The following is a 15260-nucleotide window of genomic DNA, read 5'->3' on the forward strand; positions in this document are numbered from 1 at the left end:
GGTGAAGTCAGCGCTTCCCGAACGCCAGCACGTGAAACCCGAGACGTTTGCGGGTGATCCAGAACAGCAGGATGGTCTCGAAGATCAGCGCCACGGACGTCGCCGCAGCGGCGCCGTAGCCCCCGAAGCGCGGCACCAGCAGCACGCACAGCACGAGGTTGACGACAAACGCCAGCGCATAGGCCAGCGCGCACATGTTCTGGTGACCCAGCATGTTGAGCAGCCGCTCCACCGGGCCGATGGCGGAGCGCACGATCAAACCGATCGCCGCGACGAACATGATTCCATAACCTGACGTGAACTGCGGCCCGAACAGCCAGAGCAGCGGCTTTCCCATGGCGAGCAGAACGGCGGTGGCTGCGACCGACGGCCAGAACGTCCACTTGATCGCGTGGGCGATATAGGCCGCCAGGCGCTCCTTGTCGCCGGAGGCGTGATACTCGCTGAACCGGTGGGCGGTCGTCGCCGACATCGCGTAATGGATGAACGACACCAGCGCGAGCGTCTTCACCACGGCGAAGTACACGCCGACTTCTTCGGACGAGCGGAACTGCTGCAGCACCAGCACGTCGGTGTAGGACAGCAGCAGATAGAAACCTTCCACCATCATGATCGGCAGCGAGACTTTCAGCCAGCTCCGGAAATCGTAGGTCTTCGGGCCGGGCGCGACGCTGGCATTGAGCCGGCGGTTGAGCACGATCATCTGGCCGATCATGGCGATCCAGACCGCCGCGGCGCTGGCGATCATCGCCGCCGTCGCGCCGAGATTCATGCCGAGCACCACCGCGCCTGCGGTGAAGCCGATGATGAGCGTCTGCCGCACGATGAATTGCGGCATCAGGCCGAGCCGCATCCAGTCGTGCGAGCGCGCAAGGCCGTCCTGCGTGTTGGCGACCACGAAGGCGGGCAGGGTGAGACAGCCGATATAGAGCGGCAGCATCGTGTGGGCATCGATCCATGGCGACAGGATGGTCACGAGCCCCGCGAGCAGCAACGCAATCGCGGTCGATGCGGCGAAGGTCACCCAGCGGCTTCCCGACAGAAAGCCGCGCAGCATCGAGAGCTGTCCGTCGGCGCGATATTCGGGGATGATTTTCTGCGCTGAGACGGCGATGCCGAAGTCCAGCACGCTGCCGAGCAGCAGCACCCAGGTCCAGACATAGACGTAGATGCCGTAATCCGATCCGCCCATCCAGCGGGCGAGCAGCACCTGAGAGAAATACGCGAGGCCTGCGCTCACGACGCGGATGATGAAAACGGTGCCGGCCAGCCGCTTGGTCAGCGAGGCTTCGGAGGTGCCGGTCAGGACTTCGCGCAGTCGCGCGACCAGCCCCGTGGGCTTCGCTTCAGACGCGCTCTCAGCTTCCATGACGGCCACGGGTTGGATCCAGATTCCGCTTCATGCGGCTGGATGCGCCTTAGCAAGGATTCGTTAAGATTTGGTGGTTGTGACCTCGCCCCGTAAACGGGAAGAGGGAGATTCACTTACCCTGCAAACCCGCCGTCCTTCAGGAACGCGGCTTCCTCCGGCGTCGTGGCTCGCCCCAGCACGGCATTGCGATGAGGAAAGCGGCCGAACTTGCGGATGATGTCGGCGTGGGTGATGGCGTAGTTCAGATTGTTCTCGTCGCCGAGTTGCCTGAACAGCGCGAGGCTCCGCTCCTGATCCGCCATTTCTTCGGAATGTTCGAACGGCAGATAAAGAAACGCACCTAACGCAGGATCGATGCGCCGGTCGCGGCCTTCGGCAATGGCCCGGCTCGCGACCTTGCGGGCGAGAGCGTCCGTCGAAAACGCGCGCGGATCGTTGCGGAACATGTTGCGGGGAAACTGGTCGAGCACGATCACCAGCGCCAGAGCGCCATCGTCGGTGTCCTGCCACGCGCCGAGCTTGCCGTCGCGCGCGGATTCCCACGCCGCCATGAAACGGTCGCGCAGTTCCTGATCGAACGCGTCGTCTTTTTTGTACCAGCGGTCAGGTCCGGCCTTGCGCCAGAAATCGAGTATGTCGGTGGGGGAAGGAAGAATATCGGTCATCGTTCTCGTTTACTCCCTCTCCCCGCTTGCGGGGAGAGGGTTGGGGTGAGGGGCATCTTGAATAGCGGATTCGATCGTCTGCACGACACCTTCAATGTTTTGAAGAATATCGTTGTTCCAGAATCGCAACACGCAATACCCGATTTCAGAAAGATTGTGATCTCGTACCGCGTCTGTGCCGGATTCGAGGTGCTGGCCGCCGTCCGCTTCTACGATTAATTTCAGTTCGCGGCAGACGAAATCGCAAACGTACCGATCAACAGGCTCCTGACGAACGAACTTGGCGCCGGAGATCTGTCGATTCCGCAAGTGACGCCATAGTTTGTTTCGGCGTCTGTTTGCAGGCCTCGCAATTTGCGAGCGATATAGGTGGTTTTGTGATCCGGTCCGCGCAAGCGGGCTGCCCCTCACCCGGATCGTTTTACGATCCGACCTCTCCCCGCAGGCGGGGAGAGGTGAAGGGTCATCTCTGCCTCAGCTCGCCGCCGCAGCTGCCGCCTTCGGCTTCTCGTCGCGCAGTTCGCGGCGGAGAATCTTGCCGACGTTGGTCTTCGGCAGATCGGTCCTGAACTCGACGTGCTTCGGCACCTTGTAGCCGGTCAGTTCGGTCGAGGCGAACTTGATGATGTCCTGCGCGGTGAGGTTGGGGTCCTTCTTCACCACGAAGGCCTTCACGGCTTCGGTCGACTTCGCATCCGGGACGCCGATCACGGCACATTCGAGCACGCCCGGATGGCTCGCGATCACTTCCTCGACTTCGTTCGGATAGACGTTGAAGCCGGAGACGAGGATCATGTCCTTCTTGCGGTCCACGATCTTGGTGTAGCCGTCCGCCGACATGATGCCGATGTCGCCGGTGCGGAAATAACCGTCGGCGGTCATCACCTTCGCGGTTTCTTCCGGCCTGTTCCAGTAGCCCGCCATCACCTGCGGACCCTTGGCGCAGATTTCGCCGGGCTCGCCGAGCGGCACTTCGTTGCCGTCGTCGTCGCGGATCGAGAGCCAGGTCGACGGCACCGGAATGCCGATCGAGCCCGAGAACTTGTCGGTGTCCGCCGGATTGCAGGTCAGCGTCGGCGAGGTTTCGGACAGGCCGTAACCTTCCGACAGCGCAACGCCGGTGACGGCAGTCCACTTGTCGGCCACCGGCTTCTGCACCGCCATGCCGCCGCCGAAGCAGCTCTTGAGCTTGGAGAAGTCGAGCTTGTCGAAGCCCGGCGTGTTGAGCAGGCCGTTGTAGAGCGTGTTGACCGCCGGGAAGCTGTTGACCTGATACTTCGACAGTTCCTTGACGAAGCCCGCCATGTCGCGCGGGTTCGGGATCAGCAGGTTCACGCCCCCGGCGCGCACCGCGAGCAGGAAGCACGCGGTCAGCGCGAAGATATGATAGAGCGGCAGCGCGCAAACGATAAAGAGCTGCTCGACATGCGGCGGCTTCTTCAGCGCGGGTTGCAGCCACGCGTCGTTCTGCAAGACGTTGGCGAGAATGTTGCGGTGGAGCAGCGTCGCGCCTTTCGAGACGCCGGTGGTGCCGCCGGTATATTGCAGGAACGCGATATCGTCGCCGGTCAGCGTCGGCTTGCTCAGCTTCAGCTTGCGTCCCGCCGCCAGCGCGTCGTTGAACGGCACGGCGCCCGGAATGGAGAACGCCGGCACCATCTTCTTGACCTTGCGCACCACGAAATTGACGATCACGCCCTTGAAGCCGAGCAGGTCGCCCATCGATCCCATGATGACGTGCTTGACGTTGGTCTTGGCGATCACCTTCTCAAGAGTGCTCGCGAAATTCTCCAGCAGGATGATCGCCTCGGCGCCGGAATCCTTGAGCTGGTGCTCAAGCTCGCGCGGGGTGTAGAGCGGGTTGACATTCACCACGGTGAAGCCGGCGCGCAGGATCGCGGCGGAGGCCACCGGGTTCTGTAAGACGTTCGGCATCATGATGGCGACGCGCGCGCCCTTCTTCAGGCCCTTGCTTTGCAGATACGCGCCGATCGCGGCTGACATCTCGTCGAGTTCGCCGTAGGTGATCGACTTGTCCATGCAGATGAACGATTTGCGGTCGGCGAATTTCTTGAAGCTCTCCTCGAGCAGTTCGACCAGCGACGGATATTGATTGACGTCGATGTCCGCGGGCACCCCGGCCGGATATTGCTTGAGCCAGATACGTTCCATGGCAAATTCCCCTCAGCTGTTTCCTCACGGCCCCCGTCTTTTGGCGGGGTGCTCGGTTGATGTTCTCAAGTATTGAAATAAGTATTGAGCGAAGCCATGGGCCATAGCAAGCCTGTGCGTGGTAACGACGCACTTTAGAGGCTTTGTATGCGGGCTTGCGGTCGTCGGCCCCTGCGGATTCCGCAAAGCACAATCAGCCGGGTGATGTAACGGGACGAATTAACCGCGGGGCGCGGCGGCGGATTTCTGCTGGTCCGCGGGTTTAGCGCCCTTGGCTGCATCTTTTGGAGGCGCTGCCGCCGGTTTGGCCGCTGCGGGTTTCGCCGCAGGCTTCGCGGCTGCTGGCTTTGCAGCAGCAGGCTTGGCCGTCTCGGGCTTCACCGCCGCGGCCTGCTTGGCGTCGGCTTTCGGAGCCGGCCTGGCCGCCGCCTTTGGCTTCGCGTCAAGTTTGGCGTCGGGCTTGGCTGCGGATTTCGGGTCCGGCTTCTTGTCGGACTTCGCGTCTTCCCCGGCCGGCTTGGCCGCGACTTTCGGCTTGGCGGTCTTCTTCCGCTTGGCGACGTTCGCCGCCTGAGCCGCGGTTTCGGCGGCATCGGCCTCGAGAACGGCAGCACCCGTCCGCGCCGGACCGGTGTAGACGATCACGGGCGTGGCGGCTATCGCCGGCTGCGCCAGCATCTCGGACGCCTTCATGTTGGGCGGCTGCAATCCGGCTGCGAACATCTGCATGCTGCCCGAGTCGCTGTTGTCCGCGCTGATGCTGACATCGTCGTCTTCATCCTCGGCGGCCGGCCGCTTGCGTTTCGGTCCGCACATCTCGTCGCGCAAATTCGGCGGCGAGGCGTCGATCGGCGCCAGCGCATTGACCGTGCCGAGCGATGGCTTGAGCCATGAGAGCTTGTTGCTGCCGAAGCCGCGCTCGAGCAGCTGGGCGGCGCGGACCGCGCGTTGCGCGGAGGATTGCGCGCCGAGCACGACGGCGATCAGGCGCTTGTTGTTGCGCGTCGCGGTGGCGACAAGGTTGAAGCCCGACGCGCAGATGAAGCCGGTCTTCATGCCGTCCGCGCCCGGATAGCGGCCGATCAGCTTGTTGTAGTTCACCGTCACGCGGCGTCCGAACTTGATGGCCGGGATGTGCATGAAATATTCGTATTCGGGAAAATCGCGAAGGATCGCGCGCGCCAGAATGCCGAGATCGCGCGCCGAGGTGATCTGTCCTTCGGCAGGCAGGCCGTTGGGGTTGACGTAGCTCGTCTGCGTCATACCGAGGCGCTGCGCGTTCTTGTTCATCTCGGCGGAGAAACCGTCGATCGATCCGCCAACGCCTTCCGCGATCACGACGGCGATGTCGTTGGCGGATTTCACCATCATCATCTTGAGCGCGTTATCGAGGGTGACCTGCGTGCCGGGCTTGAAGCCCATTTTCGAAGGCGACTGCGCCGCGGCGGTGGGTGACACCGTCAGCAGCGAGTCGAGCGTCATGCGCCCTTCCTTCACGGCTTTCAGCGCGACATAGGCCGTCATGATCTTGGTGACCGACGCCGGATACCAGGGATAGGTCGCGTTCTCCGCCTGAAGAACCTTGCCGGTGTCGGCTTCGATTAGCAGCAGCGCTTCCGCCTGCGCGGCGCGCGGCGCGGCGGCCACAATCATCATCGCCGCAACGGCGGCGAGCAATCGCAGCGCGAGGATCCGGAACGGGGCGGGAAGCGATGCCACTATCCGTTTCCGATGTCTGACAGCAGGCCAGCGGCGAATGAAAACATGGCCTCCTCGACGGTACGGTTTGAGAACGGTCTACGTCGCCCAAATCGGATAAAGCGATGGATCAATACTTATACCGAAGGACCCGCTTCGGAACAGGGGGTTGGCAGCTCAATCAAGCATGAAATGGGCCAAAATTCGGCGATACCCACACTTCCGCCAGTTAACTTCCGCTCTTCGCGGCAACAGTTGCCGCCGGCCCGGGTGATTCAGCGCGGGCGGTTTCCTGAACCATGAACTGCGCCCTCGCCAGGCTGGCGAAATAGCCGCCTCTTTCGACGAGTTCATCGAAAGTTCCACTCTCGATCACCTTGCCGTTGTTGAAGACAAGAATCTTGGTGGCGTTGCGGATGGTGGACAGCCGGTGGGCGATCACGAAGGTGGTGCGGCCCTTCATCACAGTATCGAGAGCGGCGTTCACCTTCGCCTCGGTAACCGCGTCGAGCGCGCTGGTGGCTTCATCGAGGATCAGGATCGGCGGATTTTTCAGGAGCGCGCGCGCGATGGACAGCCGCTGCCGCTCGCCGCCGGACAACATGCGCCCGCGCTCGCCGGCGTTGGTGTCGAACTTGAGATCGGCGCGCTCGATGAAGTCGAGCGCCTGCGCGCCTTCTGCGGCCGCGCGCAACTCTTCGTCGGTGGCGTCCGGCTTGCCGACGCGCAGGTTCTCCGCGATGGAGCGGTTGAACAGCAGCGCTTCCTGAAACACCACGCCGATGTTCCGGCGCAACGCCGCGAGCGTCATGCCGCGCACGTCCATGCCGTCGATCTTGATGATGCCCGATTGAGGATCGAACGCGCGATGCAGCAGCGCGATGGCGGTGGATTTGCCCGCGCCGGTTTCGCCGACCAGCGCGAAGGTCTGCCCCGGCAGCGCCGTGAACGAGACGTCCTCGACCGCGGGCCGCTTGCCGTCATAGGAAAACGAGACGTCGTTGAATTCCACGAGGCCCTGCAGGCGGCCGGGGTCGATGGCGTTCGGCATGTCGCGCACCGCCGGGACGGCATCGAGCACGTCGAAAAATTCCCGCAGCCGCGGCGCTTCCATGAACACGCTGTTGATGAAGCTCACGACCTGTTCAAGCTTCTGGATCAGCATGGTCGCGAAGCTCACGAACATCACGATCTCGCCGACGCTCGCCTGTCCCTGTCCGTGCAGGATGATGCCGACCACGAAGATCGCAAGGATGGTGATGGTGGTGGAGGCGCGGGTCATCACGACCACGAGCGCCCACCATGACAGCACCGGAAGCTGCGCCGACAGCAGGTTGTTGGCGATTCCGCGCAGGCCTTGCACCTCGGCGTCGACGCGAACGAAACTTTGCACGAGGGCCACGTTGCCAAGTGCGTCCGACGCGCGCGCGGCGAGGTCGCCGTAATAGTTTTCGACCTGCTCCTGCAGGGTGTAGGTCTTGCGCACCACAAGCGTGGTCAGCACCGTGAAGACCACGCAGAGAATGAACAGCAGGATCGCCAGCCGCCAGTTGATGTAGAGCGACAGCGGCAGCAGCACGACGAGAGAGACGATGGACGCGAAATGTTCGCGGAAGAAACTCAGCCACAGCCGCCACAGCGCGTCCGTGCCTTGCAGCATCACCTTCATCAGGCGGCCGGAATGGGTGCCGGTGTGGAATGTCAGCGGCAGCTGCATGATGTGTTCGAAGTAACCGGTGAGAACCGCCTGACGTTGCCGGTGCGCCAGCCGGTCGGCCTGCAATGCGACATAGGCGCTGATCACGATCGTGAAGAGCCCGAAGGCAACCCAGGCGCCAAGCAGCGGCCAGGGCGAGTTGGGTGCCGCGCCGACAGCCGTCGCGAACGCGGCTGCCGCGGGGTTCACCGTGCCGGAGAGGACATCGATGATACGTCCGAACAGAACCGGCTCCGCGAACTGCGCGACGGCCAGCAGAAGATTGGCTCCCGCGAGAAGCCAGCCGAGCCGGGCTTCCTTGCCGAGCAATTCGAGAACGCGGACATAAAGACGGATCAAGGGACGGCCTTACAGGTCTGACTTCAGCGAAGGGACATGCATCCTAACCGGGGACGACCGGCGAATACAGGCCGACGGACGGCGTTATGCACCTCCTTGATTTTGCGCGCATTCGCCGAAAATGCCGTTCACGTTGCGCCAATCTGTCTCGCTTGCCGCACTGGCGGAAGCGGGGCGATGAGATAGCCTCGTGGAAAATTGAGGGAGGGAACGATGTCAAACAAATTGAATCGCCGTCACTTCATCGCCACCGGTACGGCCGCTGCCGCGACACCCTTTCTCCTGCGCGGGGCGTCGGCGCAAGCCGCGTGGCCGTCGCGGCAAATCCGGATGGTTTGCAGTTATCCGGCGGGCGGGCAGACGGATCTCCTCGCGCGCGCCTTCGGCGAGTTCATTTCCAAGCAAGTGGGGCAGACCGTCGTCATCGAAAACAAGGCGGGCGCGGCCGGTTCGATCGGCACGGCGGAGGTCGCGCGCGCGGAGCCGGACGGCCACACCATCATCTGTTCCATCTCGACAACCTACGTGATGAACAGGGTGATGATGAAAACCCCCGGCTACGACATGGACAAGGACCTGACGCTTGTCAGCATCATTCCCGGCGCGGGGCTGCTGCTGGTCGCGAGCCTGAAGTCCGGCGTCAAGACGCTGGATGATTTCGTCGCTTTCGCGCGCAAGAGCGGCAAGGTGAATTTCGGTACGTACAGCGCGGGCTCTGCTCCGCACATGACGATCAATGAACTCAACAAGCAGTACGGCCTCAACATCGAGCCGGTCCACTACCGTGGCGAAGCGCCGATGTGGACGGGACTGCTGGAAGGCACGCTCGATGTCGCGATGGGCAGCTACACGGCCGCGCAACCCGTGCTGCAAAGCGATCGCGGCACTGTATTCGCGGTGCATTCCAAGAAGGTCGATGCGCTCCCGAACGTGAAGACTCTGCCCGAACAGGGAGCGACGTCGAAGTTCTTCACCGTGAGCGGGTTCACCGGATGGGCGTTGCCGAAGAAGACGCCGCAGCCGATCGTCGACCGGCTGGCGCAACTCTGCGTGGCGGCGAACAGCGATCCGAAAGTGAAAGAAGTTCTCGCGACATTCGTGCTGGAACCGGCGCTTGGATTCAAGGAAACCAATGCGCTGTATCAGCGCGAATTGCCGGTCTGGCTGGAGAGTGCGAAGTCGCTCGGCCTGGAGCCGGTCTAGATAACGAGTGGCCGCGGCAGCAAGGCGCACGGAGGAACCAACCGGACCCGCCGTGGCTTGTCATGCATGTTCCAAAAACCGGAGACTGCCATGAAAACCGCAAAAATCGTTTTGGCTGGCGCTGCGGCGTTCACCATCATCAGCTCGGCAGCTTTGGCCCAACAAGCCCTTAAAGGGACGGTGACCCAAATTAACCGGATCAATGGCACGATCGTGATTCAACAGGAGCAAAGCGAGACTGTTGGAGCGAATACCGGCGGTGCCGCAGAAGGGCTTAAAGCACAAGATCGCGCGTCGCTGGATACCGTGCATGTTGGCGACAAGGTCACCTTTTCCATCACGGAAATGGGTGGGGTGAGAACAGTCACGAAACTTCAGAAACAGTAAATCTTCGTCGACGCGGTGGCTGCCGGCGGCGATGAAGCAAAGCGCGCGCGGCTGATGATTCTTTGTCGGTGCTTCTCGGACTCCAACGTTGCCAACAAATCTCAACCTGAGCGTGACGCGGCTCAGTTGATCTTGCGCGCGTTCACTGGCGGCAGGAACGTATCGTCGAAAATGTCGGCCGGCAGCGGCCGCTTGCGGAATTCGTAATCTTCCGCGATCTGACTGACGCCCGCAGCGAAGCGGTTGTCGTCGATTCCGCCGAGGCCGTTTCGCTTCACGTCGTCGGTGACGATGTTGTCCTGAATGGCGGCGCGCAGCCGCTCCAGTTCGACCTCGCGCGAGCCGCCGCTCATTTGCGTGAGGACCTCGTCGACCGCGCGGCCGGGATCCTTGATGGCAAGGTGAATACCCGCGACCGTCGCGCGCACGAATGATTTCACCGCGTCGGGATTGTCGGCGGCGAATTTCGGATTGACGATCAGCGCGTGTCCGTAAACTTCGCTGCCGAACTCGGAGAAGCGCAGCACCGCGAGATCGTTCGCCGGAACGCCGCGGTTGCGCAGGTCGATGCCGGTGAGAAACGAGAGGCCTGTCACCGCATCGACCTGACCGGCCGACAGCATCGGCCCGCGCACCGCCGCGCTGATTTTTTCTTTCTTGACCTTGCCCAGTCGAATGCTGTTGCTGCGCGCGACGGCGGGCCACAGCCGCGCCGCGAGATCGCCGTCCACGATGCCGATGGTCTTGTCTTCGACGTCCGACATGGTTGCGATGCCGCGGCTCTTGCGGGCGATGATCGCATAGGGCGCCTTGTTGTAGAGCACGAACACGGCTTTGACCGGAACGGCGCCGTCCTTGTCGCGATAGCGGATCAGCGCGTTGATGTCGGCCAGCGCCATGTCGCTGGCGCCCGATGCCACGCGCGCGATGGCGTCCGGCGAACTGGCCGCCGAGCTGGTTGTGACGGTGAGGCCTTCCGCGCGATACAATCCCTTGCTGGAAGCCAGCACGAAAGGCGCGGCCGTGCCGTCGAGTGCGCGGTCGAGAGAGAAGTGCAGCGCTGTCGCCGCGAGCCCCGGCGTCGCGCGGAAGCTTACCGCGCAGACCAGCACGGTCAGCGACAGCAGGATCTTGCGGAGAATACGATCCGGACTTTTGAACATGAGCGGCACTTGGTCTTCGGTAGGCAGTCTTGAGGTTGCAGTCTTGAGGTGCAGTCTTGGGCAGCAGCAGTTCGGGGCAGCAAGACGCGGCTTTTGAGCACTCGCTGTGTTGGGATGATGACAAGCACACAACGCCGGTTTCGTCACCTTTTCGCCTTTTGCAGCGAAGATTGCCGCCATTTCGCCTTTTGCCGTTCATCCTGCGTTCGGATTGGGAAACTTAATGTAAAGACTAGGGTTATCTCCCAACTGGCCTGTTCAGGCCAGGATGACCTATGAGGACGTTGAAATGTTCAATCGTAAGACTTCGCCTTCTCCCTTCAGCCGAGCTGTGGTTCTGGCGACGGCTGCAGCGCTGGTCTTGACCGCGGCCGTTCCGCCGCCGGTCGCTCAGGCACGTTCAGCCGCGCCGGTCACCAAAGCCGTCTCAGCCGGCCCGGAAGCCGCCAGCGACGCCACCGATTTCAGTGCCCGCCGTCGCGCCGTGCGCCGCGGTTATCGTGGAGGCGGAAATGCCGCGGGACTGGCCTTCATGGGTCTGGCGCTTGGCACCGTCGGCGCCATCGTCGCCGAGCAGCGTCGCCGCGATTACTACCGCGACAACTATTATTACGGCGGCAACCCCTATTACGGTAACCGCTACTACGGCGCGCAGCCCTATTACGGCGGCGGTTACTACGGCTATTGAGCCCGTCGTATCTCCAAGCCGCGAGTTCGCCGGGAGAAATCCCGGCGAATTTGCGTTTTGGGAGCGTTTTCAGGCTGTTGGGCGGGTTGTTAACTCGCTGGCGAGAGATTTAGTTTAAGGTTGAAGCATGAGTGATTCGCTAGAACGGCTTTATCACGCCATCGTTGCGGCCAAGGATCTCGATCCGGCGACGTCGCGTACGGCACGGCTGTATCAGCGCGGGCCGGCCAAGATGGCCAAGAAACTCGCCGAAGAAGCCATCGAAGTCGTTATCGATGCCGTCAACGGAAAATCGGATGCGGTGATCCGCGAAAGCGCCGACCTTCTTTACAACCTGTCGGTGCTGTGGGTCGCGGCAGGTGTCCGCCCGCAGGACGTCTGGGACGAGATGGACCGGCGCGAACGGGCCCAGGGGATTGCTGAAAAATTACCCAAGAGCTTCGCGAACAAGCCTGTTCCGCAGAAGTCCGGCGACAGGACTTCCGCAGCCGCAAAAGCCCTGCCGAAGATCCCCAAACCTTCGGTACAGAAGCCTTCGATGACCGAGACGCGGGGCGCCGAAAATGTAGCCCGGCGACCAATTGTCGCGCTCCAGGGCGGCCGGCTGAAGAAACGGCGCTGAATAGCCGCTAACATTCCTCATTTCCACGCATGGACAAATCCGCCGGACGGTGGTTCATCGCGCCATGCTGAGACGAATGTATGATTGGTGCATTGCCGCCGCCGACAAGCCGTATGCCCTCTGGTTGATGGGCGCGGTGTCTTTCGCGGAAAGCTCGTTCTTTCCCATTCCTCCTGACGTCATGCTGATCCCGATGTCGCTGGCGCGGCCGCAGAAGGCGTGGCTCTACGCGCTGATCTGCACGATGACCTCGGTGGCCGGCGGTGTCGTCGGCTATGCCATTGGCGCGTTGCTCTACGACAGCGTCGGACAGTGGCTGATCAATCTTTACGGTTACGGCGACAAGGTTGAGGCGTTCCGCGCGTCCTATGCTGAATACGGTGCGTGGATCATCCTGTTGAAGGGTCTTACGCCGATCCCCTACAAACTGGTCACGATCACGTCCGGTTTCGCCAACTATAATTTGCTGTTGTTCGTGATCTTCTCGATCGTCGCGCGCGGCGGGCGGTTTTTTATCGTCGCCATTCTGCTTAATCGCTACGGGACGTGGATTCGCGAGGTCATCGAGAAGCGCCTTGGGCTTTGGGTCGCCATCGCCGCGGGTGTGCTGGTGATCGGCTTCATCGTCGCCTTCCGGCTGTTTTAGGACGCGAGACATCTCCTCGGGCCGGCTCGCGCGAGGAAAATGCGTCTGACTTAAAGTCTTTTCGCCGTCGTCGCGCGGGGATACTCTCAAGGCATGTCCAATTACACCGGCGATCTGTTCGTGGATGTGCGGGGAGGCGTGGTCCTGATGGCCGTCCTCTCGATTGCGCTGGGAGCAGCGACGGCGGCATGGCCGCAGCAGATCCAGCCGCAGCTTCAGGTCGCGCCATCGCAACAGTCCGCTCCCGTGGCCGAACCACCGCCAGCCCCTGAGCGCAGTAATCCGGGACTGGTCGAAGAACTCGGCAAGCTCTTGAAGGATTCGGCGTCCGGTCTGAGGTCAACGCTGCCCAGTCCGAGCGAGGCGCTCGATGGATTGAACTCGAGCGCCAAGGGGGCCACCGACAGCCTGCGACGGATCGCGCCGATGTCCGGCCAGTCGATGGCCACCGGCCGAACCCTTTGCCCAGCCGCCGCCAATGGCGCTCCTGATTGCAAGGTCGCGGCAGAGCTGCTCTGCAAGGAGAAAGGTTACGCGGCTGGCAACAGCGTCGATGTGGAATCGACCCAGAAATGCTCTGCAAAGGCGTATTTTTCGGGCCAGGGCGCGTGCCGGACGGAGAATTTCGTCACCCGGGCCGTTTGCCAGTAGACGCAAGCCTCTTTCAAGAAATGCATGTAGCCCCTATGACCGTAGCGTAATTGCTGCGGCCCCGGCGCCGCTGTTTCATTCTGCGGAAGAGGAATTTTCTGATGTCGATGCCTGCCTTGTTCAAGGGTCGCCTTTCGATTCCGGCGATCGGCTCGCCGCTGTTTATCGTGTCGGGGCCAGATCTCGTCATCGCCCAATGCAAGGCCGGGATCGTCGGATCGTTTCCGGCATTGAACGCTCGCCCCGCCGCGCTGCTGGACGAGTGGCTGCACCGGATCAAGGAAGAGCTGGCGGCGCACGACAAGGCGCACCCGGATCGTCCGTCCGCGCCGTTCGCGGTGAATCAGATCGTGCACAAATCCAACAACCGGCTCGATCAGGATCTTGCTGTCTGCGAAAAGCACAAAGTGCCGATGGTCATCACGTCGCTTGGTGCGCGCGAGGAGTTGAACCAGGCCGTGCATGCCTGGGGCGGCATCACCTTTCACGACGTCATCAACCAGAAGTTCGCCCGCAAGGCGATCGAGAAAGGCGCGGACGGTCTGGTGCTTGTGGCCGCGGGCGCCGGCGGTCATGCCGGTGCGATTTCGCCGTTCGCATTTGTCGCCGAGACTCGCCAGTGGTTTGACGGTCCCATCGCGCTGTCCGGCGCAATCGGACACGGCCGCGCCATTCGCGCGGCGCGCGTTCTCGGCGCCGATTTCGCCTATATCGGCTCGGCGTTTATCGCCACGAAGGAGGCCAACGCTCCGGAAAACTACAAGGCGATGATCGCATCATCGTCCGCCGATGACATCGTCTATTCGAACCTCTTCACGGGCGTTCACGGCAACTACCTCAAGCCCTCGATCGTAGCGGCAGGCATGGACCCCGAGAATCTGCCGGTATCCGATCCGTCGAAAATGAATTTCGGCACCGACGCCAGCGGCGAGCGCAACAAGCCCAAGGCCTGGAAGGAAATCTGGGGTAGCGGACAGGGCATCGGCAGCGTCGATGAGGTTCTGCCGGTCGCCGAACTGGTGGCACGCTTCAAAAAGGAATACGACGCTGCGATCGACGCGCCGCTCTAGCCGTTGGCACAAATTATGGAAGCCGTCTTTCGCGTTGAAGGCAATCGTGTGTTCACAAGCGAACATGCCGCGGGTCCGTGGGATCCCCGCATGCAGCACGGCGGCGCGCCGTCGTCGCTGATCGTATGGGCAGCCGAACGCATTCCCACCCCGGAGCCGATGCATGTCGCGCGGCTGACCGTGGATCTGATGCGCCCGGTGCCGGTAGCGCCGCTCACCCTTGAGACCGAGGTTGTGCGGGAGGGCCGCAAAATTCAGCTTTGTGCGGTCCGTCTTCTGGCTGAGGGCGTTGAGGTCGTGCGCGCGACCGTTCTCAAGGTCAGGACGCAGGCCGTGACTCTGCCCGGCGATGTGATCCCCGAGATGCCGATCGACGTTCCGGGTCAGGAAGCGGGGCGAGAGGAGCCGCAAGGGCTCAATAATTTTCTGGCCGGCGTTACGTTGCGCGCGGTCAAGGGCGGCTTCCTCAAACCCGGTCCTTCGGCCATCTGGTTCAGGCCGAACCGCCCGATCGTCGAGGGTGCGCCGATCTCGCAGGCGATGAAGGCCGCGCTGGCGGCGGATTGCTCCAATGGCGTCTCGTCGGTGCTGGATTTTCACCGCTGGAGTTTCATCAACGCCGACCTTACGGTGACATTTGCACGGCAACCCGTCGGCGACTGGATCCTGCTGAATTCCGAAATGACGCTAGGGACCGACGGCGCGGGCATCGCCGTCTCGCGTCTCGGCGACGCTCAGGGATATTTCGGCCGGGCGGTTCAGTGTCTGGTCATCGAGCCGCGCTGATAAAGAATTCAAGGGCGGGATGAAATGCCGTTGGGGACCGGGTGAGACTGTCTCGCTTCGAATGTCGACCCCACCTAAAGG

15 protein-coding genes are annotated in these 15260 nt (G+C 62.3%); 8 read left to right on the forward strand and 7 right to left on the reverse strand.

What is annotated here, in order from left to right; genetic code table 11:
* Positions 1–7: 7 nt before the first annotated feature.
* The 6 genes from AC07UB_RS14000 to AC07UB_RS14025 form a co-directional block, all read right to left on the reverse strand.
* Entirely contained in the window at positions 8–1378 is a 1371-nt protein-coding gene (locus AC07UB_RS14000) for a lipopolysaccharide biosynthesis protein (protein WP_494653531.1), read from the reverse strand.
* A gap of 107 nt (positions 1379–1485) precedes the next feature.
* The gene (locus tag AC07UB_RS14005; RefSeq protein WP_494653533.1) at positions 1486–2037 is read right to left on the reverse strand and encodes a DUF924 family protein; all 552 of its coding nucleotides are present in this window, start codon (positions 2035–2037) and stop codon (positions 1486–1488) included.
* Positions 2038–2046: 9 nt separating this feature from the next.
* A complete protein-coding gene (locus AC07UB_RS14010; protein ID WP_494653535.1) occupies positions 2047–2448 on the reverse strand; it encodes an endonuclease domain-containing protein in 402 nt (133 codons plus the stop codon).
* A gap of 63 nt (positions 2449–2511) precedes the next feature.
* Positions 2512–4209: a long-chain fatty acid--CoA ligase gene (locus tag AC07UB_RS14015; RefSeq protein WP_492790912.1), complete on the reverse strand. Its 1698-nt coding sequence runs from the start codon at positions 4207–4209 to the stop codon at positions 2512–2514.
* Positions 4210–4428: 219 nt separating this feature from the next.
* The gene (locus tag AC07UB_RS14020; protein ID WP_494653638.1) at positions 4429–5865 is read right to left on the reverse strand and encodes a D-alanyl-D-alanine carboxypeptidase family protein; all 1437 of its coding nucleotides are present in this window, start codon (positions 5863–5865) and stop codon (positions 4429–4431) included.
* Between the two features lie 271 nt (positions 5866–6136).
* Positions 6137–7963 (reverse strand): glucan ABC transporter ATP-binding protein/ permease, encoded by a 1827-nt coding sequence (locus AC07UB_RS14025; protein ID WP_492790910.1) that lies wholly within the window; start codon positions 7961–7963, stop codon positions 6137–6139.
* 213 nt (positions 7964–8176) lie between these two features.
* Here AC07UB_RS14025 and AC07UB_RS14030 point away from each other — a divergent pair, with 213 nt between their 5' ends.
* Both AC07UB_RS14030 and AC07UB_RS14035 read left to right on the forward strand, forming a co-directional pair.
* Entirely contained in the window at positions 8177–9166 is a 990-nt protein-coding gene (locus AC07UB_RS14030) for a Bug family tripartite tricarboxylate transporter substrate binding protein (protein ID WP_492790909.1), read from the forward strand.
* A gap of 90 nt (positions 9167–9256) precedes the next feature.
* Positions 9257–9553, forward strand: a complete 297-nt coding sequence (locus AC07UB_RS14035; protein ID WP_492790908.1) for a copper-binding protein — start codon at positions 9257–9259, stop codon at positions 9551–9553.
* 122 nt (positions 9554–9675) lie between these two features.
* Here the strand turns inward: AC07UB_RS14035 and AC07UB_RS14040 are convergent, their stop codons facing one another.
* Complete coding sequence (locus tag AC07UB_RS14040) at positions 9676–10716, reverse strand: ABC transporter substrate-binding protein (RefSeq protein ID WP_494653539.1); 1041 nt, start codon at positions 10714–10716, stop codon at positions 9676–9678.
* 289 nt (positions 10717–11005) lie between these two features.
* On the opposite strand from AC07UB_RS14040, the gene AC07UB_RS14045 reads away from it, so the two are divergent.
* From AC07UB_RS14045 to AC07UB_RS14070, 6 genes are all read left to right on the forward strand, one after another.
* The gene (locus AC07UB_RS14045; protein ID WP_494653541.1) at positions 11006–11404 is read left to right on the forward strand and encodes a hypothetical protein; all 399 of its coding nucleotides are present in this window, start codon (positions 11006–11008) and stop codon (positions 11402–11404) included.
* Between the two features lie 127 nt (positions 11405–11531).
* Positions 11532–12026, forward strand: coding sequence for a phosphoribosyl-ATP diphosphatase (gene hisE / locus AC07UB_RS14050; protein WP_494653543.1), 495 nt, complete (start codon positions 11532–11534; stop codon positions 12024–12026).
* 64 nt (positions 12027–12090) lie between these two features.
* A complete protein-coding gene (locus AC07UB_RS14055; RefSeq protein ID WP_494653545.1) occupies positions 12091–12672 on the forward strand; it encodes a YqaA family protein in 582 nt (193 codons plus the stop codon).
* Positions 12673–12765: 93 nt separating this feature from the next.
* Entirely contained in the window at positions 12766–13323 is a 558-nt protein-coding gene (locus AC07UB_RS14060; protein WP_492790903.1) for a hypothetical protein, read from the forward strand.
* 101 nt (positions 13324–13424) lie between these two features.
* Complete coding sequence (locus AC07UB_RS14065) at positions 13425–14393, forward strand: NAD(P)H-dependent flavin oxidoreductase (protein ID WP_492790902.1); 969 nt, start codon at positions 13425–13427, stop codon at positions 14391–14393.
* Between the two features lie 15 nt (positions 14394–14408).
* Positions 14409–15179 carry a thioesterase family protein gene (locus tag AC07UB_RS14070; RefSeq protein ID WP_492790901.1) on the forward strand — a complete coding sequence of 257 codons (771 nt, stop codon included), beginning with the start codon at positions 14409–14411 and terminating at the stop codon, positions 15177–15179.
* The last annotated feature ends 81 nt before the right edge of the window (positions 15180–15260 follow it).

Source organism: Afipia sp. GW821-FHT04G03, assembly GCF_059419985.1.

Coding starts and splice junctions, on each gene's coding strand:
- AC07UB_RS14040 (WP_494653539.1), bottom strand. CDS start 10,716: ATGTTCAAAAGTCCGGATCGTATTCTCCGCAAGATCCTGCTGTCGCTG.
- hisE (WP_494653543.1), top strand. CDS start 11,532: ATGAGTGATTCGCTAGAACGGCTTTATCACGCCATCGTTGCGGCCAAG.
- AC07UB_RS14005 (WP_494653533.1), bottom strand. CDS start 2,037: ATGACCGATATTCTTCCTTCCCCCACCGACATACTCGATTTCTGGCGC.
- AC07UB_RS14060 (WP_492790903.1), top strand. CDS start 12,766: ATGTCCAATTACACCGGCGATCTGTTCGTGGATGTGCGGGGAGGCGTG.
- AC07UB_RS14055 (WP_494653545.1), top strand. CDS start 12,091: ATGCTGAGACGAATGTATGATTGGTGCATTGCCGCCGCCGACAAGCCG.
- AC07UB_RS14020 (WP_494653638.1), bottom strand. CDS start 5,865: ATGATGATTGTGGCCGCCGCGCCGCGCGCCGCGCAGGCGGAAGCGCTG.
- AC07UB_RS14035 (WP_492790908.1), top strand. CDS start 9,257: ATGAAAACCGCAAAAATCGTTTTGGCTGGCGCTGCGGCGTTCACCATC.
- AC07UB_RS14070 (WP_492790901.1), top strand. CDS start 14,409: ATGGAAGCCGTCTTTCGCGTTGAAGGCAATCGTGTGTTCACAAGCGAA.
- AC07UB_RS14065 (WP_492790902.1), top strand. CDS start 13,425: ATGTCGATGCCTGCCTTGTTCAAGGGTCGCCTTTCGATTCCGGCGATC.
- AC07UB_RS14030 (WP_492790909.1), top strand. CDS start 8,177: ATGTCAAACAAATTGAATCGCCGTCACTTCATCGCCACCGGTACGGCC.
- AC07UB_RS14045 (WP_494653541.1), top strand. CDS start 11,006: ATGTTCAATCGTAAGACTTCGCCTTCTCCCTTCAGCCGAGCTGTGGTT.
- AC07UB_RS14015 (WP_492790912.1), bottom strand. CDS start 4,209: ATGGAACGTATCTGGCTCAAGCAATATCCGGCCGGGGTGCCCGCGGAC.